Source organism: Kitasatospora purpeofusca (assembly GCF_042691725.1).
Taxonomy (GTDB): domain Bacteria; phylum Actinomycetota; class Actinomycetes; order Streptomycetales; family Streptomycetaceae; genus Kitasatospora; species Kitasatospora purpeofusca_B.
Window position 1 is genome coordinate 1,833,208 of sequence record NZ_CP170483.1, and the last position, 25,475, is coordinate 1,858,682.

Sequence of the window (25,475 nt, forward strand, 5' to 3'; positions counted from 1 at the left end):
GCCCTCCTGCGACTCAGCCCTCCCGCAGGTCCGCGATCCGGCGGATCTTGCCGACCGAGCGCTCCAGGCTGTACGGGTCCACCACCTCGACGTCCACGCTCACGCCGACCCCGTCCTTGACGCCCCGCGCGATCGCCGCGGCGGCGGCGTCCCGCTGTTCGGGGGCGGCGTCCGGGCGCGCCTCGACCCGCACCGTCAGCTGGTCCAGCCGGCCCCGCCGGGTCAGCCGGAGCTGGAAGTGCGGCGCGACGGCGGGCACCCGCAGCAGGACCTCCTCGATCTGGGTCGGGAAGACGTTGACCCCGCGCAGGATGATCATGTCGTCGCAGCGCCCCGTCACCCTGGCCATCCGGCGGAAGGCGGGGCGGGCGGTGCCGGGCAGCAGCCGGGTGAGGTCGCGGGTGCGGTAGCGGATCACCGGCAGCGCCTCCTTGGTGAGCGTGGTGAAGACGAGTTCACCGCTCTCGCCGTCCGGCAGCACGTCGTCGGCCAGCGGGTCGACCACCTCGGGGTAGAAGTGGTCCTCCCAGATGTGCAGGCCGTCCTTGGTCTCCACGCACTCCTGGGCGACGCCGGGCCCCATCACCTCGGAGAGGCCGTAGATGTCGACGGCGTGCAGGTCCATCCGCCGCTCGATCTCGGCACGCATCTCCTCGGTCCACGGCTCGGCGCCGAAGATGCCCACCCGCAGCGAGGTGGTGCGCGGGTCGACGCCCTGCCGCTCGAACTCGTCGAGCAGGGTGAGCAGGTAGGACGGGGTGACCATGATGATCTCGGGGCGGAGGTCCTGGATCAGCCGGACCTGCCGGGCCGTCATGCCGCCGGACGCCGGGACGACCGTGCAGCCGGCCCGTTCGGCGCCCGCGTGCGCGCCCAGGCCGCCGGTGAACAGGCCGTAACCGTAGGCGATGTGCACCGTGTGGCCGGGGCGGCCGCCGGCCGCCCGGATCGAGCGGGCCACCACGTCGGCCCACACGTCGAGGTCGTGCTCGGTGTAGCCGACCACGGTGGGGCGGCCGGTGGTGCCGCTGGAGGCGTGGATCCGGCGGACCTTCTCCTTCGGGACGGCGAACATGCCGAACGGGTAGGTGTCGCGCAGGTCGGCCTTGGTGGTGAAGGGGAAGCGGGCGAGGTCGGCGAGGGTGCGGCAGTCCTCGGGGGCGACGCCGGCCGCGTCGAACCTGCGGCGGTACAGCTCGACGTTGTCGTAGGCGTGGCGCAGCGTGGCCCGCAGGTGCTTCAGCTGGTGCGCGCGCAGTTCCTCGCGGGTCATCCGCTCGCCGGCGTCCAGCAGACCGGCCGGCGGGGCTTCGCCGAGTCGCGCCGCCTCCGGTGCCGCCGTTCCACCCGGGTCCGCCGTTCCGCCGCTCATCGCGCCTCCCTCCAGCAAAACCGACCGATCATTCGGTTGGCCCTTGATGGGGCCAAGTAATCCAGTACCCGAACCACCTGTCAAGGGTCGGCGCGCGCCGACCTCCGTCCTTCGCCGAGCCCGATCTCTGCCGAACGGCAGATGGCAGCGACCCGCCGATCGGGGACGCTCGTCGACGTCAGCCACCGTCCACGCACCCGCCGGAAGAGCAGATCACATGAGCCGACCCGACGTCCGACCCGACACCCGACCCGGTGCCCGCCACAACGACCCGCCCCACCTCGAACTGACCGACGTCAGCAAGGTCTACCGCGGCGGCAAGCGCGCCGTCGACGGCCTCACGCTGCGACTCGGCCCCGGGCTGCTCGGCCTGCTCGGGCCGAACGGCGCGGGCAAGTCCTCACTGATGCGGATCGTCGCCACCATCACCCGGCCCACCGCCGGCCGGCTCACCTACCGGGGCGCCGACGTGCTCGCCAAGCCCGAGCTGCTCCGGCGCGAACTCGGCTTCCTCCCGCAGGACTTCGGCGTCCACCCGAAGCTCACCGCCCGGGAGTTCCTCGGCTACCTGGCCGCCGCCAAGGGCCTCTCCGCCCGCTCCGCTCGGGCCCGGATCGACGAGCTGCTCGCCCTGGTGAACCTCACCGAGGCGCTGCGCCGACCGCTCGGCGCGTACTCCGGCGGCATGCTGCGCCGGGTCGGCATCGCCCAGGCGCTGCTCGGCGATCCGCGCGTCATCGTGGTCGACGAGCCCACCGCCGGTCTCGACCCGGAGGAGCGGGTGCGCTTCCGCAACCTGCTGAGCGCGCTCGCCGAGGAGCGGGTGGTGCTGCTGTCCACCCACATCGTCTCGGACATCGAGTCGGTGGCCGGGGACATCGCGGTCGTCGCCGGCGGGCGGCTGCTGCGCCGGGGCAGCCCGGAGGAGCTGCTGCACGGCCAGGCCGGCCGGGTGTGGGAGGTCCTGGTCGACCCGCAGGCGGTGCCGGCCGTGCAGGCGCGGTACGTGGTGAGCCGCATGGTGCGCACCGGGGACGGCCGGGTGCGGCTGCGGCTGCTCGCGGACGGTTCGCCGTTCGCCGACGCGGTGCCGGTCGCGCCGGACCTCGAGGACGCGTACCTCGGCCTGGTCCGGCCGGCCGCCGCGAACGACCGCCCGGAGGTGCGGCGATGACCGCGAGCCTCCCCGCCACCGACCTCCCCGCCGCCGACCTCCCCACCGCGAGCCTCCGCGCCGCGACCCGGGCCGGCCTGCTCGCCCGCCTCTGGCGGCTCGCCCTCGGCGACTTCCGCGACCGGGTCCGCCGGCCCGCCTACGCGGTGACGCTGCTGGCCGCCGTCGGCCTCGGCCTGCTCGCCGTCCCGCCCGCCGACAGCCACTGGGCGATCCTCGCGCTGGGCCGCTACCGGGGCGAGTACACCAGCGCGTACGTCGGCGCCGCGACCGCCCTGGCCGGCGCGCTCTGGCTCACCCTCGGCGGGTTCTACGTGGTCCGCAAGGGGCTCGGGCGCGACGAGGAGACCGGCGTCGGCCAGGTCCTCGCCGCGACGCCGCTGCGGACCGCCGAGCTGCTGCTCGCGAAGTTCCTCGGCAACCTGCTGGTCCTCGCGTCGATGCTCGGCGTGCTCGCGCTCACCGCGCCCGCCCTGCAACTGGTCCGGGGCGAGGACCGCTCCCTCGACCCGCTCGCCCTGCTGACGCCCTTCCTGGTGCTGACGCTGCCGCTGCTCGTGGCGACGGCGGCGCTGGCCGTCCTGTTCGAGACGGTGCCGCTGCTGCGCGGCGGTGCGGGCAACGTCGTCTGGTTCGCCTGCGCCCCGCTCCTGCTGATCGCCGGGGAACGGGACGGCGCCCCGCTCGGCGGGCTGGGCCTCGGGCCGGTGGCCGCCTCGCTGCGCGACGGGCTGGCCGCGCGCGGCGTCGACCTCGGCGGCGACGACTTCAGCCTCGGTCTGACCAAGGTGGACGGCCCACTGGAGCCGTTCCGGTGGGACGGCGCGGGCCTGGACGGCGGCTTCCTCGCCCAGCGGCTGCTGCTGGTGCTGCTCGCGGTGGCACTCGCCGCGCTGCCCGCGCTCTGGTTCGACCGCTTCGACCCGGCGCGCGGCGCCTCGGCCGAGCGACGGCCGCTCGCGGGCGGCCGCGAGCCGGCGCCGGCGCCCGCCGCTCCCCCGGCCCTCCCGCTCACCCTGCCCACCACGGCCCCGGCCACGGCCCCGGCCGGCGCGGGAGCGGGCCCCGGCTTCGGCCGACTGCTGCTCGGGGAGGCCCGGATGCTGTTCGCCGACGCCTCGCGCCGGTGGTGGCTCGCCGCCGCCGGCCTGGTCGCGGCCGGCCTCGCCGTCCCGCCGGACACCGGCGCGGGCGCGCTGCTGCCCGCCGCCTGGGTCTGGCCGGTCCTGCTCTGGTCCCGCCTGGGCAGCCGCTCGGCCGAGTACGGTCTGGAGGCCCTGCTCGCCGCCTACCCGGCCGCCCGCGCCCGGCTGCTCGCCGAATGGGCCGCCGGGGTCCTGCTCACCGCCCTGGTCGGCGCGGGCGTCCTGGTCCGCCTCGCGGCGGCCGGCGACACCGCCGGCGTGGCCGCCTGGTCGGCCGGCGCCCTGTTCATCCCCTCGCTGGCCCTCGCCCTCGGCACCCTCTCCCGCACCCACCGGCTCTTCCAGGCCCTCTACCTCCCGCTCTGGTACCTGGCGGTGAACCAGGTCGCCGCCCTCGACTTCATGGGCACCGTCCGCCGTGCCGGCCACCCCGCCGGGCCCTCTCCGGTCCTCGTCACCGCCCTGGCCCTCGCCCTCCTCGCCACCGCCCTCCTCACCACCTCCGCCCGCCGTGCCCTGCGCAGCTGACCACCCGGGCGGGCGGGCCGCCACCGCCGTCACCGGTCGGAGACGATCCCGTCGGCGACGGCGAAGCCGACCTCACAGACGGGGCAGACCGCACGGCCGAAGACGTACGTCAGCACACCGGCGACCTCGCGCCGGCCGTCGGCGAGCGCGAGATCGTGAAGGCGCCGGCCGATGCCGTCGAGCTCGGCGGGGGCCGCGGGGCTCAGCGGACGGGTCTCGACGTCCGCCTTCGCGAGCACGTAGTCCTCGGCGGCCGAGAAGAACCCGCGCTCGCCGAGGGCGATGAACACATCGACCTCGCAGCCCGGGCAGGCGATCTGGTACTCCTCGTTGACGATCCCCCAGGCCAGCTCCTCGCTCCAGCCGGCAGTGCCCTCGAAGCCCAGCATGGCCTCCAGCAGGTGGACGTAGTCGGTGGGGTCCGTTTCGGTCCGAAGGTGCCGGTTCACCGCCGCCAGCAGGGTGGCGGTCTCCGCCGCGAACCGCGCGCGGACCTCGCCCGCCCCGTCGGACTGCCCGGCTCCGGCCAGGATCGCGCCGGCCAGGAGCAGGGCGTTGACCTCCTGCTCCCGCTCCCCGCACCCGGCCCTTCCGGCCAGCCAGGGCAGCGCCGCGAAGCTGGCCGGGTACACGGTGCCCTGGTGGTGGAGCGCCGACCACAGGTCGCTCCAGAGGTCGGCGTCCGGGGCCGAGACGAGCCGGTCCAACAGGTCCGGAATGTCGTCGGCGGGACCATGGGCATGGGTGAGTCGGGACCAGTCCGTCATACCGGCATCCAACCAGCCCGCCCCGCCTCTCGGCACCGGAGGAGTCCTCACCCCTGGCCGGACAGCAATATGGTGCTACCGTCACTAGCACCATGTTGCTGAAGCTGGAGGCCGGGGACGCACGGCCGTTGCACGAGCAGGTCGCGGCGGCGGTCCGGCGGGCCGTCGGGGAGGGCGAGTGCGCACCCGGGGAACGGCTGCCGCCCGCACGGGAGTTGGCGGCGGCGCTCGGGGTGAACGCGAACACGGTGCTGCGGGCGCTGCGGGCGCTGCGCGACGAAGGGGTGCTGGAGTTCCGGCGCGGGCGCGGCGTCACCGTCGCGCAGGGCGCCGACCGGCGTGCCGAACTGCTGGACGCGGTACGCCGGCTGGTCGCCGACGCGGCGCACGCCGGATTCGGCCGGGAGGAGCTCGTCGAGATGATCAGGGGGCTGGAATGAGCGAGGGCGCGCGGCGGGACGGACGGCGCGGCAGGACGGCGGCACTGTGGGCCACCGGGGCGTCCGGGGTGCTCGTGCTGCTGCTCGGACTTCCGTGGACGGCGCGGGGCCGGCTGCCGGAGCCCGTGGCCACGCACTGGAGCGGAACCCACCCGGACGGCTCGATGTCGCTGACGGCCGCGGCACTGGCCCCCGCCTGCGCCTGGGCGGTCGCGGTCGCCGCGGGCGCCGTCGCCCGCCGGCGCGGCGGGGAGCAGGCGCGGCCTTGGGCGGCCGCCGGACTCGCCTTCTGGGGTGTGCTCCTGACGGGCGCCCAGCTCTCGATCGTCTCCGCCAACCTCGACCGCGCGAGCTGGCAGGAGGCCCGGCCGCTGGGCGCCGAGGTGGCGCTGATCCTGGCGGCGGCGGTCGGCGCCGGCCTGGCGGCGTGGCGGCTCGCCCGGCGCGGGGCCCCCGGGCCGCGCGCCGTGACGGCCGCCGACGGACCGCGGCTCGAACTCCCGGACGGGCAGCGCGCCGTCTGGCTCTCCCGGGCGGCCAACCCCTGGCTCGGCCTGCTGGCCGCGGTGACGGGACTGGGCGCGGCGGGATCCGCGCTGGCCGGGTTCGCCGGGCTGGGCGGTCTGGCCTGGGCCATCGCCGCGCCGCTGGCGGTCGTCGCGGTGGCGGGAGCCGTCTGCTCGTCGGTGCGGGCGCGGGTCACCGAACAGGGCCTGACCGTGGCGTTCGGCCCGTTCGGCCGGCCCTCCCGGCACTGGGCGCCGGAGGAGATCGCCTCGGCCCGGTCCGAGCACCGCACCCCGGCCCAGGTGGGCGGCTGGGGCTACCGGCTGAGCGGCCTGGGCACCACGGTGATGCTGCGCCGGGGCGAGTGCCTGGTGGTCCGCCCCCGCAAGGGCGCGGACTTCGCGGTGAGCGTGGACGACGCCGAGCGGGGCGCCGCCCTGCTGAACGCCGTGACCGCCCACCGGAACGACACCCCGGCGCCGCCCACCTGAGCCCGAGGGCCGAGCCCGCGAGCCGGGCGCCCTCCCGACTCGCCCGGGAGGCCATCGCCCCGGGCGCCGCGGTCACCGAACGGCTGCGGCGGCCGGAGGAACGCGGCCCGGTCGCCCGCCGCACCGACGAGCTGTCCAGGGACAGCAGGGGGAGCACCCGGCCCCGACCCGGCGGCTCGGCCCCGGATCAGCCGCGGCGCTTGGGGCGGCCGCGGCGGGCGGCCGCCGAGCCGCCGGAGGAGGAGCCGGAGCCGCCGCGGGGGCGGCCGCCGCCGGTGGCGGTGCGGCCCGTGGTCGGTCGGCCGCCGGTGGACCTGCCCTTGCCCGCGCCCTTGGCGGAGCCGGGCTGCTGCTTCGCCGGGGGCTGCTGCTTCACCGGGGGCTGGGCCGCGGCGGCGGTCTGGCCGCGGCCGCGGGAGCTGTTGACCGTGCGGCCGCGCACGATGCCGATGAACTCCTCCACCAGGTCGGTGGTCAATTCCTCCGGCCAGGACAGCGCGACCCGGGACTGCGGGGCGTCCGTCATCGTCCGGTAGGTGAGGTCGCGCCGGTGGTGCAGGCGCGCCAGCGACTGCGGGACGAGGAGCACGCCGACGCCGGCCGCGACCAGCTCGATCGCGTCCGCCGTGGTCGCCGGGCGTTCGATGGCGGGCCGGCCGGGCAGCTGCTCCCATTCGAGGGTGTCGTCGAGCGGGTGGAAGACCACGTCGTCGGCGAGGTCCTCGACGGTGACCTCCTCGGCCGCCGCCAGCCAGTGGTCCTTCGGGAACACCACCACCGTCGTCTCGGTGTACAGCGGGATGGCGCTCAGACCGGTCCGGTCGACCGGCAGCCGCACCAGCGCCGCGTCCGCGTCGCCCGCCCGCAGCGTCGGCTCGCCGTCGGCGGCGTCCACCGCGACCAGGGCGAGCGGAACGTCCGGCAGCCGGTCCGACCAGACCCGCGCCCACTTGCCGGGGGTCACGCCCGGGACGTACGCCAGCCGGAACGAGGGTGTCACCTGCATCTCTGTCACCCGACCAAGGCTACCGACCGTGACGGGGGGCGGCGTCCGCTCGCTTACCCTGGTGACCATGACATCGCTCAAGCAGAAGACCACGCAGACCATGAAGCCGGCCACGGCGGCGAAGAAGCTCGGGGTCTACCTCGGCGCCACCCCCGCCGACTTCCAGTCGGGCGTGATCTCCCGCGAGGAGCTCACCGCCCTGCAGACCGAGCCGCCGCAGTGGCTGCAGGACCTGCGCCGCAACGGCCCGCACCCGCGGTCCGTGGTGGCCTCGCGCCTCGGCGTCTCGGCGTCCGGCCTGGCGCGCGGCGGCATCACGGAGGCGCTCACCACCGAGCAGATCGAGGAGCTGCGCGACGAGAACCCGGAGTGGCTCCGGCGCGAGCGCACGATCCAGGCGGAGGTCCGCAAGGAGGCCACCCGGGTCAAGGAGATGCACGAGAAGGAGGAGAAGCGGCGTCAGCAGGCCGCCGCCGCGGCCGAGCGCCAGCAGGCCCGCTGACCTGCGGCTTCACCGCCTTTTCGAATACGCTCCTCCCCCGGCCCCCCGGCGTTCGCGCCGGGGGGCCGTCGTCTGCCCGGAAGGGCTCCGGACGGCCTGGGCGGGATGCGCGCGGGGCGGTCGCGGGGCGGTCGCGGGGCGCGAACGGGCCGGGGGCCGGTCGGGTGGTGGCGCGGAGCCGGTCGGGTGACCCGGCCGACGTGTCGGCGGCGCAACGGCGCCCCCGGCGTGCGTCGGTGGAACGCGCCGCTCCCCGAGCGGCCCACGCCCTGTCCCCGGACCTGAGAGCCGCCGATGCCCCCCACCGCGCACCTGCGCCGCCTGCTCCCCACCGCCGTCTGCACCCTGGCCGCCGCCGTCCTCGCCGCCCCTGCGGCACACGCCGCGCCACCGGGTCGGGGAGGTGGGACGGGCACCGATCGGGGGGCCGTGATCGACTGGGACCGGGTGGCCGCCTGCGAGAGCGGCGGAAACTGGAGGATCAACACCGGAAACGGCTACTTCGGCGGCCTCCAGTTCGACCGGTCGACCTGGCGGGAGAACGGCGGCCTCGCCTACGCCCCGCGCGCCGACCTCGCCAGCCGCGAGGAGCAGATCGCCGTCGCCGACCGGCTCGCCGAACGGCGCGGCCTCAAGCCGTGGCCGGTCTGCGGCGCCCGCGCCACCCGCACCAGCGAGCGGCCGGCGGTCGGCACCCGGCCGGTCCACGAGGCGCCGCCCGCCGACGAGGAGGAGACCACGAGCGGGACGCCCGCCGCGCCTCCCCCCGCCGCGCCTGCCCCCGCCGACGGATCCGGCACCTGGACGGTGCGTCCCGGCGACACCCTGGACAGCATCGCCGAACGGTTCCGGCTCCCCGGCGGCTGGCCCGCCCTGTTCGAACGGAACCGGGCCGTACTCGGCGAGGACCCGGACCTCATCCAGCCCGGCCAGGAGCTGGACCTGCCGCTCTGACGCTCGCCGCGTCCACCCCGCCCCGCCCGCCCCGGGAGCGGTCCCCGTCAGCCCACCGTGGGCTGCCAGGGGCCGCGCTCGGGGCGGGCCTCCGTGGTGGAGCCGTCCGGCCAGGGCGGCATGGTGACGGCGACGATCCGCAGCGGGCCGGGGCTGTCCTCGTCCGCCCGGAACTGGAAGGCCGTCCCCAGCGGCACCGAGACCGATGTCCCCACCCGCAGCGCGTCCACGCTCTCCCGGCCGGACTGCCGCCGCCAGATCCGCCCGCTGCCGCCGGTGACGTGCCAGAGTTCCTCGACGGTGGTGTGCGACACCGCCCTGGTCACCGCGCCGGGGGCGAGTTCGAAGACCGCCTGGCTGCCGAGGCCGTCCAGGGCCAGCAGCGGCCGGACGACGGCGCCGTCCGGGGCGAGGACCACCGGGGCGTCCCCGGTCTCCGTGGTGCGGAACGGCTGCTCGCCCATGCCCACCCGACCCCTCTCCGCTCCGGCGGTGCCCCCCGGCCCGCCCCTTGGAGCCGATGGGACCACACCTCCGCCCGTCCCGCCAGGGCGCCGAAGGACACCCGGGAAGCCGTGGGCCCGGCCCCGACCTCGGCGGACCCCGGCGGGCGTCAGCCCGTGGCCACCTCCACGGCCCACGGCCGTACGAAGGGCCGGTTGAGGTGGGCGGTGGCGAGCACCGCCCTTGTGCGGCGGGCGTCGTCGAGGAGCTGCTCGCGGCTGCGGCGGGCCGTCGCGGGATCGGCCTCGTAGGCGTAGCGCACGGCGGGCGAGACCAGCTGGACGGCGTGCACCAGCACGTCCCCGGTGACCAGCAGCCGGTCGCCGCCGCCCTCGACCAGCACCGACTGGTGGCCCGGCGTGTGCCCGGGGGTCGGCAGCAGGGTGACCGCGCCCCCGGGGCCGGCCGGGCCGGCGAGCACCGTCCGGCCGTCGACCTCGGTCAACCGCCCGGCGCGGAGCAGCGGTTCGACGACGTAGGTGCGCGCCGTGCGGGTCGGCCCCAGCGCCGCGACCTCTGTGCGCTGGACCAGGTAGCGGGCGTTCGGGAACACCGGCACGCCCTCGGGGGTGACCGACCAGCCGTAGTGGTCCTCGTGCAGATGGGTCAGGACCACCGCCTCGACGTCCGCCGGGGAGATCCCGGCCCGCGCGAGCACCGCGGGCAGCCTGCCGGGGACGGGTGCCCAGCCGGAGGCCGGGCTGCCGACCGGGCCGATACCGGTGTCCACCAGGGTGACCCGGCCGCCGGGGCGGCGGACGGCGTGGCAGCGGAAGTCCGGCTCCCAGGTGTCGCCCGGGCCGAACGCCGCCGGGTCCAGCCGCCGGGCGCGCTCCCAGTCGGCGGCCGTCGCGTCGGGGAAGGCGGCCTGCCGGGTCCCCGGGAAGGGGCCGTGCGCGTCGAGCAGCGCCAGTACCTCGTAGCGGCCGAACCGCCGCACGGCGATGGCGGACCCGGTCGGCGCTGCGGCGGCCGGCGCTGCGGCGGCGGGCGTCGCGGCGGCCGACGGCCGGAGCGCCACCGTGCCGGCGAGGGCGAGCGCCCCGCGCAGCACCCGGCGCCGACCGGGCGCGGCGGAAGGGGCGGAAGGGGCGGTCGGATCGTTCATCGGGACTCTCATCGGGACTCCTCGGGCGGGGTACGGGCAGCACGGGGGCCGACGGACCGGGCCGGCGCCCCGACCCCCGTCCGGGGCGCCGGCCGTCTCCACCTTCCCGCCGTGCCCGCGCCCGCGGCTTGTCGTTTCTTGCGCGATCCGCCCCCGCCCGGGCAAGCCGCCGGTAGCCGCTTGCCTCCCGGCGGCGGTCGTGGCTGCCATGTCCGGCATGATCACGGGCCCCGGCACCCTGCGGTCCGGGCCCGGCTGGGTCGAGGCGGGCGGGCATCTGCTCGCCGGACTCGAACTGGCCGTGGAGAACGTGAACGGGGCCGGCGGGATCGCCGGACGACCGGTCGGCTTGGTGGTGCGGGACACCGCGGCCGACCCGCAGCGGGCCGCGGCCGTCGTCGACGACCTGGCCGGCCTGGGTGTGGCCGCTCTCGGGCTGCCGTACCTCTGCTCCTCGGCGGCCCTGGACACCCTCACCGACCGGCCGACCGCCCTGGTCGCGCGCCTCGCGCCGGCGCAGTCCCACGGCCGGCGGATCTTCGGGGCTTCCTTCTCGGCGCGGGCCACCCCCGGATCGCCGTGGCGGCCGAGCTCAGCGTCTACCGGGCATCCGGGACACCGGTCCTGCGCAACCACCTCGCTCCGCGCGGCGGCAGCGTCGTCGGGCTCGTCGACAGCCGCGCGACCGCCCTGCTCCTGCTGCCCGGCGCCCCGGCCGGTCAGCCGGGGTTCGCCGGCCGGCGGACGCTGCTGGGCGGTGACGGCGCCGCGATCCCGTTTCTGCGGTATCTGCCCGAACTCCTCTGGCCGCTCGGCGCGCGCGTCGGGGCGGCCCGGCGCGAGCGGCTGGCCGAGGCGCCGTCCTTCGTCGCCTACAAGGGATACGGCACGGTCGCCGTCCTCGCGGAGCCGCTGCGCTCCGGAGGCGCGGACCGGGAGCGCGTCGCGGTGGAGGGCGCCCGGGGGCGGACCCGGTTCTCCCGTGCGCCGGGCACCGGCGTCCGCCACCGGCGTCCGCCACCGGCGTCCGGCCGTGGGCCCGGCCGCCCGTCCAAGTCGCCGACCGGGATCCGGCGGACCTCGGCAACTTCCCTCCCCTGCACACCGGTTGAAAGGAGCGGCAGCCTGCGGCAGCGGGTAGGGTGCGGGCATGCCGGTGGAGCGCGCGTGCCTGTTGAACGGCGACGACCTGTTCCTCGCCGACGTGTCCTGCCAGGACCCGCCGCACGGGTGGACGGAGCTGCGGCCGGCGCCGGTGTTCGGGCTGGTGCTGGTGCGGCGCGGGATGTTCCGGGGGCGGGCCGACGGGCTCGAGCAGGTCCTGGACCCGGCCTGCGTGTACGTCGAACGGATGGGCTGCGAGCAGCAGTTCGCGCACCCGTGCGGCGGCGACCGCTACACCGAGCTGGTGCTCTCCGAACCCCAGGTGGCCGACCTGCTGGGCGGCGATCCGGAGGTGCCGCAGGGGCTGGTGTTCACCACGCCCCGGATGGCGGTGGCCCACCGGCTGCTGGCCGCCCGGGCGCGCGACGGGGCGGATGCCTTCGAACTGGCCGAACGCGCCCTGGCGTTGGCGGGCGAGGTGCTGTCGGCGCTGGCCCCGGCGGCCAGGGTCGAGAGCGGCCGTCCGGTCCGGGACACCGAGCGCCGACGGCTGGTGGACGCCGCACGAGCGGCGCTGGCGGCCGACCTCGGCCTCGGGCTGGACGAGCTCGGGCGGGCGGTCGGCTGTTCGCCGCACCACCTGAGCCGGATCTTCCGGGCCGCGACCGGCGAGGGGATCGCCCGCTACCGCAACCGGCTGCGGGTCACCCTCGCGCTGGAGCGGCTGACCGAAGGTGAGACGCGACTCGCCGCGCTGGCGCAGGAGTTGGGGTTCAGCGACCAGGCGCATCTGACCCGGGTGGTGCATCGGACCGCCGGCCTGCCGCCCGGCCGGCTGCGCGCGCTCCTCGGCCCGGCCGGCCGGGGGCCCGGCGGGCGGGCGTAGGCTCGGCGGATGCCCTCCGCTGCCTCCCCCTCCGCCCCGCTGACCAGCCTGCACGACCGCACGGCGCTCGCCGACCGGTTCGGCCGCGACCCGGAGCTGCATCTCTTCGAACTCGGCGATCTGGACGAGCCGTTCTGGTCGCACACCGCCTGGTACACCGCCTCGGCGGACGGCCCGGTGGCGCTGCTGTACGCGGTCGGGGAGGTGCCCACGCTGCTGGGTCTGGCCAGGCCCGAGCGCGCCGGCGAGCTGGCCGGGCTGCTGCGGGCGATGTGCCAGGTCCTGCCCCGGCGCCTGCTCGCCCACCTCACCGCCGGCGGGGTGGACGCCCTGGCACCGGACTACCGCGCCGAGCACCGGACGGCGATGCTGCGGATGGCGCTCACCGACCGCACCGCCCTCGCGCCCCACCTCGGGCCCGGCGCCGCGCCGGTCGCGCCGCTCGGCGCGGCGGACCTGCCGGACCTGCTCGCCCTGTTCGCCGCCGGGTACCCGGGCAACTGGTTCGACGAGCGGATGCTGACCGCCGGCCCGTACGTCGGGGTCCGGGACGACGCGGGCCGGCTGATCGCCACGGCCGGCGTGCACGTGTCCTCCCCCGAACGGCGGGTGGCGGTGATCGGCAACGTCACCACCCACCCGGAGGCCCGCGGCCGCGGCCTCGCCGCCGCCTGCACGGCCCGCCTCTGCGAACTCCTCGCGGAGGGCGGCGCCGACCACATCGGCCTGAACGTCCGCGCCGACCACCCCACCGCCCTCGCCCTCTACCACCGCCTCGGCTTCACCACCGTCACCCCGTACGACGAGGCGGTCCTCACGGCGACCTGACCCCCAGCCCAGAAAGTCGGACCCGCCAACTTCCCACGCCCAGCGGCACGCACCCGTCAGCCGAACACGGCCGGAGCAAAGCCTCGCCCCCCGGCGGGGAAGTCGGACCCGCCGACTTCCCACGCCGGGGCGAGTCCGGGGAGTGGGTGAGGAGGGCGGCTGTGGCCACGCGCAAGGACGGCGATGCCCGGCCCGGCGCAGAAAGTCGGACCCGCCGACTTCCCACTCCCGCCACGCCCAGCGGCACGCACCCGTCAGCCGAACACAGCCGGAGCGAAGCCTCGCCCCCGGCGCAGAAAGTCGGACCCGCCGACTTTCCACGCCGGGGCGGGTCAGCGGGTGGCGGGCCAGGAGAGGGTGGCGGTCAGGCGGGGGCGGAGGGCGGGGTCGAGGACGGCGGGGGTGGGGTCGGTGGCGGTGGCGGTGAGGGTGTGGACGCGGCCGCGGGGGCCGGGGAGGGGGACGGTGGCCAGGTTGACCTCCGTGCGGCCGCGCAGTTGCGGGAGTTCGCGCCCGTCCACCGACCAGGTGAGGACGGTGCCGGCCACCGGGAGGTCGACGGTGAGCCGGTCGGCGCGGGTGAGCGGGGTGCCGGCCGGGGTGGGGCTGGTGAGCGGGACGGCGTGCCGGTAGAACCCGGCGATCATCGCCTCCCGCCCGGGCAGGTTGAACTCCCGCCCCAGCGAGCGCATCACCGAGTTCTCGGTGGGCCGGTACAGCCCCTTGGGGTAGTAGCCGCCGCCCTCGTAGCCGCCGACCACTCCCCCGTCGGGCGAGGTCCGGCCGAGCCACAGGTACCACTTGGTGTGGTCGCGGGCCAGCCGGTCGGCGGTGGACAGGCTGATGTTGGGCTCGTCCGGCTCGCCCAGCTCGGCCGGGTAGACGTCGTCGCCGTCGTAGAAGTACTCGTCGGCGAGCTTGCCGAGCGAGTGGCCGGTCTCGTGCACGGCGATCTGGCCGGCCCTCGGGTTGCCGCCCGCCACGGTGGCGATGCCGTCGTAGCCGAGCGGGGAGGCGACGTTGTAACCGGCGCCGCCGTACTTGGCGGTGTTGGCGACGACGAGGACGAGGTCGGCCTGCGGGGCCTTGGCGGCGTAGGTCTCGACGGCCTTGGTGTCGACGCAGAGCAGGCGCTCGATGTCGTCGCACCAGAAGTAGGAGCCGAGGGCGGTGGTGCGGACGGTGGTGCGGTTCGGGTCGCCGGTGATGCCGGACTCGGCGGAGACGGTGGCGACCGCCCAGACGTTGAACAGGCCGCGGTAGGCGGCGTAGGGCTCGACGGCGCTCAGCTCCTGCCACTTGGCGGCGGCGTCGGCGCGGAACTTCTCCTGCTCGTCGGCGGTGTAGCCGTCGCCGATGACGACGACGTCGACCTTGCCCGCCGGCTCGCCGTTGCGCAGCACCGTGGTGACCTCGCCGTCCCCGGCGGCGGGTGCGAGCCCGGGCCGGCCGGCGGCCAGGTACGGGGAGGCGGCGGGCACGGTGGCCCGGCCGATCGAGCCGTCCTCGCCGAACACCTCGACGCCGTGCCGGGCGCCACCCGACGGCGAGGGCCCGGCGGCGGACGCGACGGCGGGGGCGCTGCCGAGGGCGACGAGCGCGAGGGCGCCGGTCAGGGCGATCGAGCCGAACCTGCGATGGCGCACGGGTGTTGCTCCTCTGCGGGGTGGGGCCGATGGGTACGCCATGGTAGGCATCTGACGACCCATCGGCACAACCCCTCACCCGACGTGCACGCGAGGGCGGTGGGCCGGGTCCGGCTCGGCCTCGCGCAGGACCTCGCGGGTGACGGGCGCGACCTCACCCTGCCCGAACAGGAAGAAGCGCAGGAACTGGGCGAACGGGTTGCCCTCGGTCCACTCGAAGTAGATGTGCGGCTGCTGGCCGGTGCGGTCGCGGACGGTGAGGAGCAGGGCGGCGAGGGCGTTGGGCACGCTGGAGCTCTCCAGGCTGAGCACCCGGTAGCGGTCGTGCAGGACCTCGCCGTGCACGGTGAGCACCGCCTCGAACTCGGACGGGTCGCGGACCGTCACCTCGACGAAGACCAGGTCGTCCTCGGCGGGGATGTCGTTGTCGGCGCGGATCTGGTGCTTCTTCTCCTGGTACTCGGCGAGGTCGCGGCTCTTCGCCTCGTTGGCGATCAGCCGCAGCGGCCGGTGGGTGTAGTCGCGCACGAAGCGCTCGGCGGACTGGTCGAACACGACGTCGGTGACCCGCAGTTCGAAGGCGCGCTTGAGGCGGGAGAGGAAGGAGACGAGCATGATGGCCGCGATGAAGCAGGCGCCGATCTTCACGCCGTCCGGCCGCTCGGCGATGTTGAGGGCCGTGGTGTAGACGAAGACGGCCGCGATGACCGCGAAGCCGATGGTCCAGCCGCGCTGGCGGGCGGCGCGGGCCGCGATGGTGACGGCGATGGCGGCGGAGCTGATCAGCACCAGGACGCCGGTGGCGTAGGCGCCGCCCTGGGCGTCCACACTGGCGTCGAAGATCCAGGTGACCAGGAAGGCGATCAGGGTGAGCACGATGACCATCGGCCGCACCGCCTTCGCCCAGTGCGGGGCCATGCCGTAGCGGGGCAGGTAGCGCGGCAGCAGGTTGAGCAGGCCGGCCATCGCGGAGGCGCCGGCGAACCAGAGGATGGCGATGGTGGAGAGGTCGTAGACGCTGCCGAAGGTGTTGCCCAGGTACTCGTGGGCCAGGTAGGCGAGCGCCCGGCCGTTGGCCTGGCCGCCCTTCTCGAAGGCCTCCTTGGGGATCAGCAGGGTGGTGATGAAGCTGGTGGTGATCAGGAAGACGCTCATGATCAGGGCGGCGGTGGTGAGCAGCTTGCGGGCGCCGCGGATCCGGCCGGTGGGGCGTTCCTCGGTGTCGTCCGGGTCGCCCTCGATGAGCGGCATGACGGCGACGCCGGTCTCGAAGCCGGAGAGGCCGAGCGCCAGCTTGGGGAAGGTCACCAGGGCGACGCCGACCATCGCGACGACGTTGCCGTGCTCGGCGGTGAGCGCGTCCGCCCAGTCGCCGACCACGTGCGGGGACTTGAGGACGTGGTAGAAGCCGGTGACGACGACCACCACGTTCAGCGAGAGGTAGACCGCGACCAGGACGACCGCCAGCCCGATCGCCTCACTGAAGCCCTTGAGGAAGACGGCGCCGAGCAGGGCTACCAGCACCAGGGTGATGAGGACCTGATGGCCGGTCAGGGCGCTGTTCAGGTGGGGGTTCTCGACCAGGTGGGCGGTGGCGTCGGCCGCGGACAGGGTGATGGTGATCATGAAGTCGGTGGCGGCGAAGCCGAGCAGGGCGAGGACGAAGAGCTTGCCCTTCCAGAACGAGAGCAGGCGTTCCAGCATCGCGATCGAGCCCTGACCGTGCGGGCTCTCCACGGCCACCCGGCGGTAGACGGGCAGGGCGCCGCAGAGGGTGACCACGACGAGCACCACGGTGGCCACCGGGGAGAGCAGACCGGCCGCGAGGGCGGCGATGCCGGGTTGGTAGCCGAGGGTGGAGAAGTAGTCGAGGCCGGTCAGGCACATCACCCGCCACCAGGGGCGGCCCCGTTCGGCGGGGGCCTGGGCGTGCGGGCCGGGGTGCTGCTTGGCCATGTCGGAGAGGCCTTCCAGCAGCCAGGCGCGGAACCGCCGTTCGCGCGGGGTGCCCCCGCCGACCGAGCCGGGGACCGGCGTCCCGCCGCCCGGGCCGTACGAGCCGCCCGCGCCGTCCGCACCCGAGGAAGCCACCCTGCACCCCTTGTCCACGGCCCCGAAGCCGTCCGGCCGACGGCAGGGCGACAGGCTATGCGACCGGGCCGCCGACCTGCGGGAACGCCTCGGCGGTGTCCCCTCATCGGGCCAGTGCGGGACGCGGCGCGGGCGGGGCGGGCCGCACGTGCGGGAGCCCCCGGGCGGTTCCGGGGGCTCCCGTGATCGGCGGACGGACGGTCAGCGGAAGGTGCGCAGCCGGAGGCTGTTGCCGACCACGAAGACCGAGGAGAAGGCCATCGCCGCACCGGCGATCATCGGGTTGAGCAGCCCGGCGGCGGCCAGCGGCAGGGCGGCGACGTTGTAGCCGAAGGCCCAGAACAGGTTGCCCTTGATGGTGCCGAGGGTCCTGCGGGAGAGCCGGATGGCGTCGGCGGCCGAGCGCAGGTCGCCGCGGACGAGGGTGAGGTCGGCGGCCTCGATGGCGGCGTCGGTGCCGGTCCCCATGGCGAGGCCGAGGTCGGCCCGGGCGAGCGCGGCGGCGTCGTTGACGCCGTCGCCGACCATCGCGACGACCTTGCCCTCGCCCTGCAACCGCTGGACCACCGCGACCTTGTCCTGCGGCAGCACCTCGGCGATCACGTCCTCGGCCGGGATGCCGACCTCGGCGGCGACGGCCTGGGCGACCAGCCGGTTGTCCCCGGTGAGCAGCACCGGGCGCAGGCCGAGGGCGCGCAGTTCGGCGATGGCCTCGGCGCTGGTGGGCTTGACCGCGTCGGCGACCTCCAGCACGGCCCGCGCCTCGCCGTCCCAGCCGACCGCGACGGCGGTGCGGCCGGCGGCCTCGGCGGCCCGCTTGGCCTCGGCGAGCGCGGCGGGCAGGTGCTGCGACCACGCGGCGAGCAGGGCTTCCCGGCCGGCGACCACGGCGTGGCCGTCCACGACGCCCTGGACGCCCAGGCCGGGGACGTTCTCGAAGCCCTCGACGGCGGGCAGGGCGCCGAGCCTCTCGGCGGCCGCGGCGGCGACGGCGGCGGCGATCGGGTGCTCGGAGGCGTGTTCGACGGCGCCGGCCAGGCGCAGCGCCTCCTCCTCGCTGACGCCCTCGGCGGTGCGCACGGCGAGCAGGGTCATCCGGCCGGTGGTGACGGTGCCGGTCTTGTCCAGGACCACGGTGTCGACGCGGCGGGTGTTCTCCAGTACCTCGGGGCCCTTGATGAGGATGCCGAGCTGGGCGCCGCGCCCGGTGCCGACGAGCAGCGCGGTCGGGGTGGCCAGGCCCAGGGCGCACGGGCAGGCGATGATCAGCACGGCGACGGCGGCGGTGAAGGCGGCGGTCCAGCCCTCGCCGGTGCCGAGCCAGTACCCGAGGGTGGCCAGGGCCAGGGTGATGACGACCGGCACGAAGACGGCGGAGATCCGGTCGGCGAGCCGCTGGGCGGCGGCCTTGCCGCTCTGGGCGTCCTCGACGAGCTTGGCCATCCGGGCGAGCTGGGTGTCGGCGCCGACCCGGGCGGCCCGGACGACCAGGCGGCCGCCGGCGTTGACGGTGGCGCCGGTGACGGCGTCCCCGACGCCGACCTCGACGGGCACGGACTCGCCGGTGAGCATCGAGGCGTCGACGGCCGAGGCGCCCTCGACCACCACGCCGTCGGTGGCGATCTTCTCGCCGGGGCGGACCACGAACAGCTCGCCGACGGTCAGCTCGCCGACCGGGACGCGGACCTCGGTGCCGCCGCGCAGGACGGTGACGTCCTTGGCGCCGAGGTGCAGCAGCGCCTTGAGCGCGGCGCCCGCGGTGCGCTTGGAGCGGGCCTCGAAGTAGCGCCCGGCCAGGATGAAGGCGGTGACGCCGGCGGCGGCCTCCAGGTAGATGTTGGACGAGCCGTCGCTGCGGGCGATGGTGAACTCGAAGCCGTGCCGCATGCCGGGCATCCCGGCGTGGCCGAGGAACAGCGCCCAGAGCGACCAGAGGAAGGCGGCGCCGGTGCCGAGCGAGACCAGGGTGTCCATGGTCGCGGCGCCGTGCCGGGCGTTGGTCCAGGCGGCCTTGTGGAAGGGCCAGGCCGCGTAGGTGACGACGGGGGCGGCGAGGGTGAGCGAGAGCCACTGCCAGTTGTCGAACTGGAGGGCGGGGACCATCGCCATCGCGATGACGGGGACGGCCAGGGCGAGCGCGGTGATCAGCCGTTGGCGCAGCGGGGCGAGCTCGTCGGCGGGTTCGGCGCCGCCGTCCGCGCCGGCGGGCTCGGGGGTGGCGGGGCGGGGCACGGCGGCGGTGTAGCCGGTGGCCTCGACGGTGGCGATGAGGTCGGCGACCTCGACGGCGCCGGTGACGCTCACCCTGGCCTTCTCGGTGGCGTAGTTGACGGTGGCGGTGACACCGTCCATGCGGTTGAGCTTCTTCTCGATCCGGGCGGCGCACGAGGCGCAGGTCATGCCGCCGATCTGGAGTTCCACCTCGGTGGAGGCGGGTGCCTGGGTGGTCATCTGGGCTCCTCGTGGGTCGTCGGTGGGGCGGGTGGGACGGGTGGGGCGGGTTCAGGTCCGGGGCCCGATACCCCCAGGGGGTTCGGAGAGGGGCGGCTCCGGCCGGAGGCCGGGCCCCGGGCCCGCCGGGCGGTCAGGCCCGGCCGGTGAGCGCGTAGCCGGCGTCGTCGACGGCGGCGGCCAGGGCCGCCTCGCCCAGCTCCGTGCCGGCGGAGACGGTGACCAGGCCGGCCGCGACGTCGACGCGCACGGCGGTGACGCCGGGGAGGGCGGAGACCGCCCTGGTGACGGCCTGCTCGCAGTGGCCGCAGGTCATCCCGGCGACGGCGTAGACGGTCGTGACGGCGGCGGGGTCGACGGTGGCGGTCGCGCCGGTGGAGCAGGTGCCGTCGGTGGAGCAGCAGGACATGGGTTCCTCCATGAGGTCGATCGGGGCCGTCGTACCCGGTGGGGGTATCGCTCGGCGATGGCTCCTTTATACCCCTGGGGGGTATGCCGTGCAACCCCTCGGCCCTCGCGGCCCCTCCTTGACTCTATACCCCCTAGGGGTATCTAATCGAGGGCGTCGGAGGACCAGCTCGACGATCCCGGGAGATCCCCCATGACCGGCTACCACCACGAGAAGGACCAGGTGCAGCGCAGGCTGCGCCGGGTCGAGGGCCAGATCCGCGGACTGCAGCGGATGGTCGACACGGACAGCTACTGCATCGAGGTGCTCACCCAGATCTCGGCCGTCACCAAGGCGCTCCAGTCGGTCGCGCTCCAGCTGCTCGACGACCACCTCGGCCACTGCGTCCAGGACGCCATCGCCAAGGGCGGCGCCGACGCGGACGCCAAGGTCACCGAGGCCTCGCAGGCGATCGCCCGCCTGATGCGGGCCTGAGGCGCACCCGGGCCCGCCCTGTCCACCGCCCCCGCCCGCACCCCCGTCCGAAGCCACACCCGCGCCCCCGCCCATGCCCGCGCCGCAAGGAGTCCGCCATGAACACCGCCCTGAAGATCGCCGCCTTCGCCACCGGAGTGACCACCGCCTTCGGCGCCGCGTACGGCGTCGGCCACCTCACCGGCGACGGCACGCCCGACCCGCGCCCCGCGAGTGCCGCGCACGCCGGGCACACACCGGCCCCCGCCGCCACGGACGCGGCAGCCGCAGCCGCAGCCGCAGCCGCAGCCGCCGAGCAGCGTCCGGGCGGTCTGCAGGTCTCGGAGCGCGGCTACACGCTCGCCCTGGAGAACCCCTTCGTCACCGCCGGCGCCCCGACCGAGCTGCGGTTCCGCATCCTCGGCGCCGACGGTCGGCCGGTCACCGACTACCGCCCGGCGCACGAGAAGGACCTGCACCTGATCGTCGCCCCGCGCGACCTCGCCACCTTCCAGCACCTGCACCCCGTCCGCGCCGCCGACGGCACCTGGAGCGCGCCCGTCGCCCTGCCGGCCGCCGGGGATTACCGGGTGTTCGCCGACTTCACCCCGGCCGCCGACGCCGAGGGCCTGACCCTGGGCGCCGACCTGCACGCCGCCGGCGAGCTGCGCCCGGCACCGCTGCCCGGCACCGGACGGACCGTCACCGTCGACGGCTACACGGTGACCCTGGACGGCGAGCTCACCCCGGGCCGGGCCGGGCGGCTGACGCTGAGCGTCGGCCGGGACGGCCGGCCCGTCACCGACCTCCAGCCGTACCTCGGCGCGGCCGGCCACCTGGTCGCGCTGCGCGCCGGCGACCTCGCCTACCTGCACGTCCACCCCGACGGCCAACTGCCCGAGGGCGCCGCCACGGCCGGCGGTCCGGCGATCACCTTCACCACCACGGCGCCCAGCGGCGGCGAGTACCGGCTGTTCCTGGACTTCCGGCACGAGGGCACCGTGCACACCGCCGCCTTCACCCTCCCCGTCGGCGGCGCACCGGCGCCCGCCCCGGAGGCGCCCGCACCGACCACCGCGACCGCCGGTCACGACGCCGCGGGACACCGGCACTGACCCCGCACCGGCACTGACCCCGCACCGGACACGCAGAAGGCCCCGCACCGGAGGAAACCCTCCGGTGCGGGGCCCGTTCGCGAGTCACCGCACGGCGGCCCGCTCAGCCGAAGTAGCCGAGCGCACCCACCGCGCACAGACCGCCGGCGCCCATGAACACCGGCATCAGCACCTTCAGCTCCACCCAGCTGCCGGCCCGGAACCGCATCCCCTTCGGCGGCCCGATCGGGTACCAGCGCCTGCGGCCGATCGGGATCGGCCACAGCACGGGGCAGCCAGAGACGGTCAGCGCGTCGCCCAGGCAGTGCACCAGCGCGCCGAGGGTGATCGGCAGGCCGATCCACAGGTACTCCTGCCCCGGCTGGTCGAACAGCCAGAGCGCGCCGTTGCCGGGCTTGTCCAGCACCCCGGTGATCACCCAGGTGCCGGCCGCGCCGAGCAGCCAGACCAGTACGTCGCTGGAGACCCGGGCCTGGCGCCACAGCAGGCCCTCGATGGCCAGCACCATGTGCACGAAGAGCACCACCAGCACGCCCCACCGTCCGCCGTACACGGTGACGGCCGACGCGCCCGCGCCGCACAGCACCGCCCAGACCCAGGTGTGGGTCAGCGTGCGGTGGCCGCCGGAGCGGCGCGGGTCGTGCCTGCTGCGGGTCGCCTTGTAGACGGCGTAGGAGAGGTTGTCGATCACCTCGCAGAGGATGCGCGACACCGGGCCGAACGCCCGGGATATGGTCGCCGCCTTGTGGTCGAGGTCCGGCGCGAGCGCGGCGCCCGCGCAGATCAGCGCCCCCGTCAGCAGCACCGGCCAGGGCATCGGTTCACCCATGGCCTCCGCGATCGCCCCCACGCCCAGCCACGCCGCCGCGCCGGACAGCGAATGCGCCGGTCCCATCATCTTCTCGGCTCCCGCCCTCGTCCCGAACCGCCCATCGCGAGGGCTTCGCGAGGGCCTGACCCGGCGGCAGCATAGTCGCCCATGATCGAAAACATCGGAAGCCGCGAATTCACCCGAATGGCGGATGGGATTCAGCGGCGAGGGGGAGGCCGCCGAGCAGGCACGCTGACGCAGCGTCACCCCTGAGGATGGTTTCGCGGCCCGGGCGCGTCGCGGGTGCCCCGGGCGTGCGCCCGGCGGGCCGTTCCGGCAAGTGGTCCGGGGAATCCCCGCCGGACCGGCCCTTCCCGGCGGTCCGCCGGGCCCCTACGCTCGACCGGGTGACCAACACCGTGGACTTCTACTTCGACCCCGTCTGCCCGTTCGCCTGGATCACCTCCCGCTGGATCCTGGAGGTCGAGAAGCACCGGGACCTCGACCTCACCTTCCGGGTGATGAGCCTGTCGGTCCTCAACGAGGGCCGCGAGGGCCTGCCCGAGCGCTACCGGCAACTGCTCGCCACCGGCTGGGGCCCGGTCCGGGTCTGCACCGCCGCCGCCGAACAGCACGGCGTCGAGGTGCTGCGCGACCTCTACACCGCGCTCGGCACCCGGCTGCACATCGAGGACCGCGAGGCGGACGACAAGCTCGTCCGGGAGGCGCTGGCCGAGACCGGCCTCCCGGAGGAGCTGGCGGAGGCCGCGCACGCCACCGAGTGGGACGAGGCGCTGCGCCGCAGCCACCACGCGGGCATGGACCCGGTCGGCGAGGAGGTCGGCACCCCGACCATCCACGTCGACGGCACCGCGTTCTTCGGGCCGGTGCTCAACGCGATCCCGCGCGGGGAGGAGGCCGTCCGGGTCTTCGACGGCGTCCGGCTGCTCGCCGGGAACCCGGCGTTCTTCGAACTCAAGCGCACCCGGACGGGGTCGCTGGACTTCAGCTGAGCGGCCCCCGGGGGCCGGGCGCCGTCGCCCGCCCGGCCTCCGCCGCGCCGGCCCGCACCGCGCCGCCCGCCACGGTGCCGGCCTCCACGGTGCCGGCCTCCGCCGCGCCGCGCCAGCGCGGCCACGACAGCGTGGTGAGCGCGCGCAGCAGCCACTCCACCGGCCCGTACGGGTGCCGGGCCAGCCACCAGCGGCAGCACACCGCCTGCGCCGCGAACAGGGCGACGCCGATCGCCGCCACCCCGGCCGGCGCCACCCGCCCGACCAGCCCGGCCCCCACCCCGGTGAACACGAGCACGCAGACCAGCGACTGCGTCAGGTAGTTGGTCAGGGTCATCCGCCCGGGCGGCGCCAGCACCGCCACCAGCCGCCGGCCGTGCCGCCCGCGCGCGAGGCGCAGCACGGTGGCCGCGTACGCCGCGGCCAGCAGCGGCGCGGTGACCACGTCCACCCCGAGCGCGAACACCTGGACCGAGGGGCCGGGGTGTCCGAGCGCCGACCAGGTGTAGACGCCCGCGCCGAGCAGCCCCAGCGGGAAGCCCACGGCCTGCAGCCGGCGCAGCGTCCGGTCGTGCCGGGCGAGGTCGCTCAGCGCCCGGTGCCGGCCGGCCGCCAGCCCGAGCAGGAAGGCCGCGAGGGCCGCCGGGGCCTGGAAGAACACCAGCAGGAACACCACGCTCGGCAGCTGGTCGAGATGGGCCCCGACCACCGACCCGAAGCCGCCGCGCAGGGCCTCGGTGGCCCGCTGCGCGTCGGCCGCGGCGACGGCCGGGTCCCCGCCGTCGGCACCGCGCAGGGCCAGGGCGAGCAGCAGGTAGGCGGCGCAGGTCACCGTGAACAGCACGACGGCCGTGCGCACGGCGGTGCGCGGCCGGATCCGGTGCAGCGCCAGCAGGATCAGCCCGAGCACCGCGTAGGTGGTGAGGATGTCGCCGGGGAAGAGCAGCACGGCGTGCAGCCCCCCGAGCACGAACAGCCCGGCCAGGCGCCGCAGGAAGCGCGGGGTGAAGCGGGCTCCGCGCCGTTCGGCGGAGTCCAGTTGCAGGGTGAAGCTGTAGCCGAAGAGGAACGAGAACAGCAGGAAGAACTTGGCCTCGAACAGCAGCGCCACCACGGCCCGCACGCCGGTGTCGAGCGGCGAGCCGAAGCCGGGCTCGTCGACGCCGGTGCCGTGGAAGGCGGAGGCGAGGTAGGTGATGTTGACGGTCAGGATGCCGAACAGCGCGAATCCGCGCAGCGCGTCGACGTCCGCGAGCCGCCCCGGACCGGCCCTCTCCCGGTCCGGGGCGGCGGTGGTCGCGGCGGGTCGGGTCTGCTCCATGGAATCCCCTCCAGAAACTATCGCGATGCAAACGCTCGTTCTGAGCATGAACGTTATAGGATCGATCACGCAAGTTCGAGCGAGAGGGGCGCACCATGAGGGGAACCACGGACGGGAACGGCGGACCGACGCTGCTGCGCGCGGTGCCGACCGGGGCCGAGGCGCGGGTCGCCGCGCTGTACTGGGAGGCGTTCGGCCGCAAACTCGGCCCGGCGCTCGACCCGCCCGACTCCGGGCGCGCCTTCATCGCCGAACACCTCCACCACGACCGCGGCATCGTCGCGGTGCACGGCGGGGAGGTCGTCGGCGTGGCGGGCTACCAGCTCGGCGGGCGCGGCCTGACCGGCGGCGACGTCGGGGACGTGCTGGCCGCCTACGGCCTGTTCCGCAGCCTGCCCCGGCTCGCCGTCCTCGCCCTCTTCGAGCGCACCCCCGAACCGGGCGAGCTGGTGATGGACGGCATCGCCGTGGACGCCGGGCGGCGCGGCCTGGGCATCGGCGGACGGCTGCTCACCGAGGTCACGGCGGTCGCCGCCGAGCACGGCTGCCACCGCGTCCGGCTCGACGTCATCGACGTCAACCCGCGCGCCCGCGCCCTCTACGAGCGGCACGGCTTCACCGCCGCCCGCACCGAGCGGACCCCCTACCTGCGCACGCTGCTGGGCTTCGGCGCCGTCACGACGATGCACCGCCCGGTCACCCCGGCCGACGCCCGCGCCTGACCGGACGTAAGGGGCCGCCGGCCGGCGGGCGCCGCGTCGCACGGCCGTCAAGACGGTCGGCGCCCTGCCGGGCCGGAAGCGGGGCGCACGGGCCCGGGCGAACTGCCGGCGGGGAGCGGCAGACCGT

23 protein-coding genes and 1 pseudogene are annotated in these 25,475 nt (G+C 75.8%); 13 read left to right on the plus strand and 11 right to left on the minus strand.

Annotation, left to right across the window (positions count from 1 at the left end):
- Nucleotides 1-13: 13 nt before the first annotated feature.
- Nucleotides 14-1,372, minus strand: coding sequence for a phenylacetate--CoA ligase PaaK (gene paaK / locus ACFCLZ_RS07255; RefSeq protein WP_380283931.1), 1,359 nt, complete (start codon nt 1,370-1,372; stop codon nt 14-16).
- A gap of 217 nt (nt 1,373-1,589) precedes the next feature.
- On the opposite strand from paaK, the gene ACFCLZ_RS07260 reads away from it, so the two are divergent.
- Together ACFCLZ_RS07260 and ACFCLZ_RS07265 are read left to right on the plus strand one after the other, a co-directional pair.
- The gene (locus tag ACFCLZ_RS07260; RefSeq protein ID WP_380283932.1) at nt 1,590-2,546 is read left to right on the plus strand and encodes an ATP-binding cassette domain-containing protein; all 957 of its coding nucleotides are present in this window, start codon (nt 1,590-1,592) and stop codon (nt 2,544-2,546) included.
- Nucleotides 2,543-4,219 (plus strand): hypothetical protein, encoded by a 1,677-nt coding sequence (locus ACFCLZ_RS07265; protein ID WP_380283933.1) that lies wholly within the window; start codon nt 2,543-2,545, stop codon nt 4,217-4,219. Before ACFCLZ_RS07260 ends, ACFCLZ_RS07265 begins: the two co-directional genes overlap by 4 nt.
- A 29-nt stretch (nt 4,220-4,248) precedes the next feature.
- Here ACFCLZ_RS07265 and ACFCLZ_RS07270 read toward each other — a convergent pair whose 3' ends face one another.
- Nucleotides 4,249-4,986: a hypothetical protein gene (locus tag ACFCLZ_RS07270; RefSeq protein ID WP_380283934.1), complete on the minus strand. Its 738-nt coding sequence runs from the start codon at nt 4,984-4,986 to the stop codon at nt 4,249-4,251.
- Nucleotides 4,987-5,078: 92 nt separating this feature from the next.
- Between ACFCLZ_RS07270 and ACFCLZ_RS07275 the strand changes: the two genes are divergently transcribed.
- Nucleotides 5,079-5,426 (plus strand): GntR family transcriptional regulator, encoded by a 348-nt coding sequence (locus tag ACFCLZ_RS07275; RefSeq protein WP_380283935.1) that lies wholly within the window; start codon nt 5,079-5,081, stop codon nt 5,424-5,426.
- Nucleotides 5,423-6,424, plus strand: coding sequence for a DUF1648 domain-containing protein (locus ACFCLZ_RS07280; protein WP_380283936.1), 1,002 nt, complete (start codon nt 5,423-5,425; stop codon nt 6,422-6,424). The genes ACFCLZ_RS07275 and ACFCLZ_RS07280 overlap by 4 nt, the downstream gene beginning before the upstream one ends.
- 187 nt (nt 6,425-6,611) lie before the next feature.
- Here the strand turns inward: ACFCLZ_RS07280 and ACFCLZ_RS07285 are convergent, their stop codons facing one another.
- The gene (locus tag ACFCLZ_RS07285; RefSeq protein WP_380283937.1) at nt 6,612-7,439 is read right to left on the minus strand and encodes a LysR family transcriptional regulator substrate-binding protein; all 828 of its coding nucleotides are present in this window, start codon (nt 7,437-7,439) and stop codon (nt 6,612-6,614) included.
- A gap of 58 nt (nt 7,440-7,497) precedes the next feature.
- On the opposite strand from ACFCLZ_RS07285, the gene ACFCLZ_RS07290 reads away from it, so the two are divergent.
- Nucleotides 7,498-7,932, plus strand: coding sequence for a DUF5997 family protein (locus ACFCLZ_RS07290; RefSeq protein ID WP_380283938.1), 435 nt, complete (start codon nt 7,498-7,500; stop codon nt 7,930-7,932).
- 294 nt (nt 7,933-8,226) lie between these two features.
- Entirely contained in the window at nt 8,227-8,886 is a 660-nt protein-coding gene (locus ACFCLZ_RS07295) for a transglycosylase family protein (RefSeq protein ID WP_380283939.1), read from the plus strand.
- Nucleotides 8,887-8,933: 47 nt separating this feature from the next.
- Here ACFCLZ_RS07295 and ACFCLZ_RS07300 read toward each other — a convergent pair whose 3' ends face one another.
- Together ACFCLZ_RS07300 and ACFCLZ_RS07305 are read right to left on the minus strand one after the other, a co-directional pair.
- Complete coding sequence (locus tag ACFCLZ_RS07300) at nt 8,934-9,350, minus strand: cupin domain-containing protein (protein WP_380283940.1); 417 nt, start codon at nt 9,348-9,350, stop codon at nt 8,934-8,936.
- 149 nt (nt 9,351-9,499) lie between these two features.
- Nucleotides 9,500-10,498 (minus strand): MBL fold metallo-hydrolase, encoded by a 999-nt coding sequence (locus tag ACFCLZ_RS07305; RefSeq protein WP_380283941.1) that lies wholly within the window; start codon nt 10,496-10,498, stop codon nt 9,500-9,502.
- Between the two features lie 208 nt (nt 10,499-10,706).
- Between ACFCLZ_RS07305 and ACFCLZ_RS07310 the strand changes: the two are divergent.
- The 3 genes and pseudogenes from ACFCLZ_RS07310 to ACFCLZ_RS07320 all read left to right on the plus strand — a co-directional run bounded on the left by ACFCLZ_RS07310 (nt 10,707) and on the right by ACFCLZ_RS07320 (nt 13,316).
- A pseudogene (locus ACFCLZ_RS07310) lies at nt 10,707-11,610 on the plus strand (ABC transporter substrate-binding protein).
- Nucleotides 11,611-11,648: 38 nt separating this feature from the next.
- A complete protein-coding gene (locus tag ACFCLZ_RS07315; RefSeq protein ID WP_380283942.1) occupies nt 11,649-12,488 on the plus strand; it encodes a helix-turn-helix transcriptional regulator in 840 nt (279 codons plus the stop codon).
- A gap of 9 nt (nt 12,489-12,497) precedes the next feature.
- Complete coding sequence (locus ACFCLZ_RS07320; RefSeq protein ID WP_380283943.1) at nt 12,498-13,316, plus strand: GNAT family N-acetyltransferase; 819 nt, start codon at nt 12,498-12,500, stop codon at nt 13,314-13,316.
- Between the two features lie 332 nt (nt 13,317-13,648).
- On the opposite strand, the gene ACFCLZ_RS07325 is transcribed toward ACFCLZ_RS07320, so the two are convergent.
- From ACFCLZ_RS07325 to ACFCLZ_RS07340, 4 genes are all read right to left on the minus strand, one after another.
- A complete protein-coding gene (locus ACFCLZ_RS07325) occupies nt 13,649-14,962 on the minus strand; it encodes a M64 family metallopeptidase (protein WP_380283944.1) in 1,314 nt (437 codons plus the stop codon).
- 75 nt (nt 14,963-15,037) lie between these two features.
- Nucleotides 15,038-16,939, minus strand: coding sequence for an amino acid transporter (locus tag ACFCLZ_RS07330; RefSeq protein ID WP_380286100.1), 1,902 nt, complete (start codon nt 16,937-16,939; stop codon nt 15,038-15,040).
- 315 nt (nt 16,940-17,254) lie between these two features.
- Complete coding sequence (locus ACFCLZ_RS07335) at nt 17,255-19,504, minus strand: heavy metal translocating P-type ATPase (RefSeq protein ID WP_380283945.1); 2,250 nt, start codon at nt 19,502-19,504, stop codon at nt 17,255-17,257.
- Between the two features lie 133 nt (nt 19,505-19,637).
- A complete protein-coding gene (locus ACFCLZ_RS07340) occupies nt 19,638-19,925 on the minus strand; it encodes a heavy-metal-associated domain-containing protein (RefSeq protein ID WP_380283946.1) in 288 nt (95 codons plus the stop codon).
- Between the two features lie 180 nt (nt 19,926-20,105).
- On the opposite strand from ACFCLZ_RS07340, the gene ACFCLZ_RS07345 reads away from it, so the two are divergent.
- A complete protein-coding gene (locus ACFCLZ_RS07345) occupies nt 20,106-20,387 on the plus strand; it encodes a metal-sensitive transcriptional regulator (protein WP_376097686.1) in 282 nt (93 codons plus the stop codon).
- 98 nt (nt 20,388-20,485) lie between these two features.
- On the plus strand, nt 20,486-21,481 hold the full coding sequence (locus ACFCLZ_RS07350) for a hypothetical protein (RefSeq protein WP_380283947.1): 996 nt from the start codon (nt 20,486-20,488) through the stop codon (nt 21,479-21,481).
- A 103-nt stretch (nt 21,482-21,584) separates the two neighbouring features.
- Here the strand turns inward: ACFCLZ_RS07350 and ACFCLZ_RS07355 are convergent, their stop codons facing one another.
- Nucleotides 21,585-22,379 carry a metal-dependent hydrolase gene (locus ACFCLZ_RS07355; protein ID WP_380283948.1) on the minus strand — a complete coding sequence of 265 codons (795 nt, stop codon included), beginning with the start codon at nt 22,377-22,379 and terminating at the stop codon, nt 21,585-21,587.
- A gap of 320 nt (nt 22,380-22,699) precedes the next feature.
- Between ACFCLZ_RS07355 and ACFCLZ_RS07360 the strand changes: the two genes are divergently transcribed.
- On the plus strand, nt 22,700-23,305 hold the full coding sequence (locus ACFCLZ_RS07360; RefSeq protein WP_380283950.1) for a disulfide bond formation protein DsbA: 606 nt from the start codon (nt 22,700-22,702) through the stop codon (nt 23,303-23,305).
- On the opposite strand, the gene ACFCLZ_RS07365 is transcribed toward ACFCLZ_RS07360, so the two are convergent.
- Nucleotides 23,298-24,626 (minus strand): DUF418 domain-containing protein, encoded by a 1,329-nt coding sequence (locus ACFCLZ_RS07365; RefSeq protein WP_380283951.1) that lies wholly within the window; start codon nt 24,624-24,626, stop codon nt 23,298-23,300. The two genes, ACFCLZ_RS07360 and ACFCLZ_RS07365, sit on opposite strands and share 8 nt — an antisense overlap.
- Before the next feature lie 95 nt (nt 24,627-24,721).
- On the opposite strand from ACFCLZ_RS07365, the gene ACFCLZ_RS07370 reads away from it, so the two are divergent.
- Nucleotides 24,722-25,348, plus strand: a complete 627-nt coding sequence (locus tag ACFCLZ_RS07370; RefSeq protein ID WP_380283952.1) for a GNAT family N-acetyltransferase — start codon at nt 24,722-24,724, stop codon at nt 25,346-25,348.
- Nucleotides 25,349-25,475: the final 127 nt, after the last annotated feature.

Coding starts and splice junctions, on each gene's coding strand:
- ACFCLZ_RS07300 (WP_380283940.1), bottom strand. CDS start 9,350: ATGGGCGAGCAGCCGTTCCGCACCACGGAGACCGGGGACGCCCCGGTG.
- ACFCLZ_RS07280 (WP_380283936.1), top strand. CDS start 5,423: ATGAGCGAGGGCGCGCGGCGGGACGGACGGCGCGGCAGGACGGCGGCA.
- ACFCLZ_RS07295 (WP_380283939.1), top strand. CDS start 8,227: ATGCCCCCCACCGCGCACCTGCGCCGCCTGCTCCCCACCGCCGTCTGC.
- ACFCLZ_RS07315 (WP_380283942.1), top strand. CDS start 11,649: ATGCCGGTGGAGCGCGCGTGCCTGTTGAACGGCGACGACCTGTTCCTC.
- ACFCLZ_RS07275 (WP_380283935.1), top strand. CDS start 5,079: ATGTTGCTGAAGCTGGAGGCCGGGGACGCACGGCCGTTGCACGAGCAG.
- ACFCLZ_RS07365 (WP_380283951.1), bottom strand. CDS start 24,626: ATGGAGCAGACCCGACCCGCCGCGACCACCGCCGCCCCGGACCGGGAG.
- ACFCLZ_RS07260 (WP_380283932.1), top strand. CDS start 1,590: ATGAGCCGACCCGACGTCCGACCCGACACCCGACCCGGTGCCCGCCAC.
- ACFCLZ_RS07305 (WP_380283941.1), bottom strand. CDS start 10,498: ATGAACGATCCGACCGCCCCTTCCGCCCCTTCCGCCGCGCCCGGTCGG.
- ACFCLZ_RS07350 (WP_380283947.1), top strand. CDS start 20,486: ATGAACACCGCCCTGAAGATCGCCGCCTTCGCCACCGGAGTGACCACC.
- ACFCLZ_RS07345 (WP_376097686.1), top strand. CDS start 20,106: ATGACCGGCTACCACCACGAGAAGGACCAGGTGCAGCGCAGGCTGCGC.
- ACFCLZ_RS07265 (WP_380283933.1), top strand. CDS start 2,543: ATGACCGCGAGCCTCCCCGCCACCGACCTCCCCGCCGCCGACCTCCCC.
- paaK (WP_380283931.1), bottom strand. CDS start 1,372: ATGAGCGGCGGAACGGCGGACCCGGGTGGAACGGCGGCACCGGAGGCG.
- ACFCLZ_RS07340 (WP_380283946.1), bottom strand. CDS start 19,925: ATGGAGGAACCCATGTCCTGCTGCTCCACCGACGGCACCTGCTCCACC.
- ACFCLZ_RS07270 (WP_380283934.1), bottom strand. CDS start 4,986: ATGACGGACTGGTCCCGACTCACCCATGCCCATGGTCCCGCCGACGAC.
- ACFCLZ_RS07370 (WP_380283952.1), top strand. CDS start 24,722: ATGAGGGGAACCACGGACGGGAACGGCGGACCGACGCTGCTGCGCGCG.
- ACFCLZ_RS07335 (WP_380283945.1), bottom strand. CDS start 19,504: ATGACCACCCAGGCACCCGCCTCCACCGAGGTGGAACTCCAGATCGGC.
- ACFCLZ_RS07320 (WP_380283943.1), top strand. CDS start 12,498: ATGCCCTCCGCTGCCTCCCCCTCCGCCCCGCTGACCAGCCTGCACGAC.
- ACFCLZ_RS07355 (WP_380283948.1), bottom strand. CDS start 22,379: ATGATGGGACCGGCGCATTCGCTGTCCGGCGCGGCGGCGTGGCTGGGC.
- ACFCLZ_RS07290 (WP_380283938.1), top strand. CDS start 7,498: ATGACATCGCTCAAGCAGAAGACCACGCAGACCATGAAGCCGGCCACG.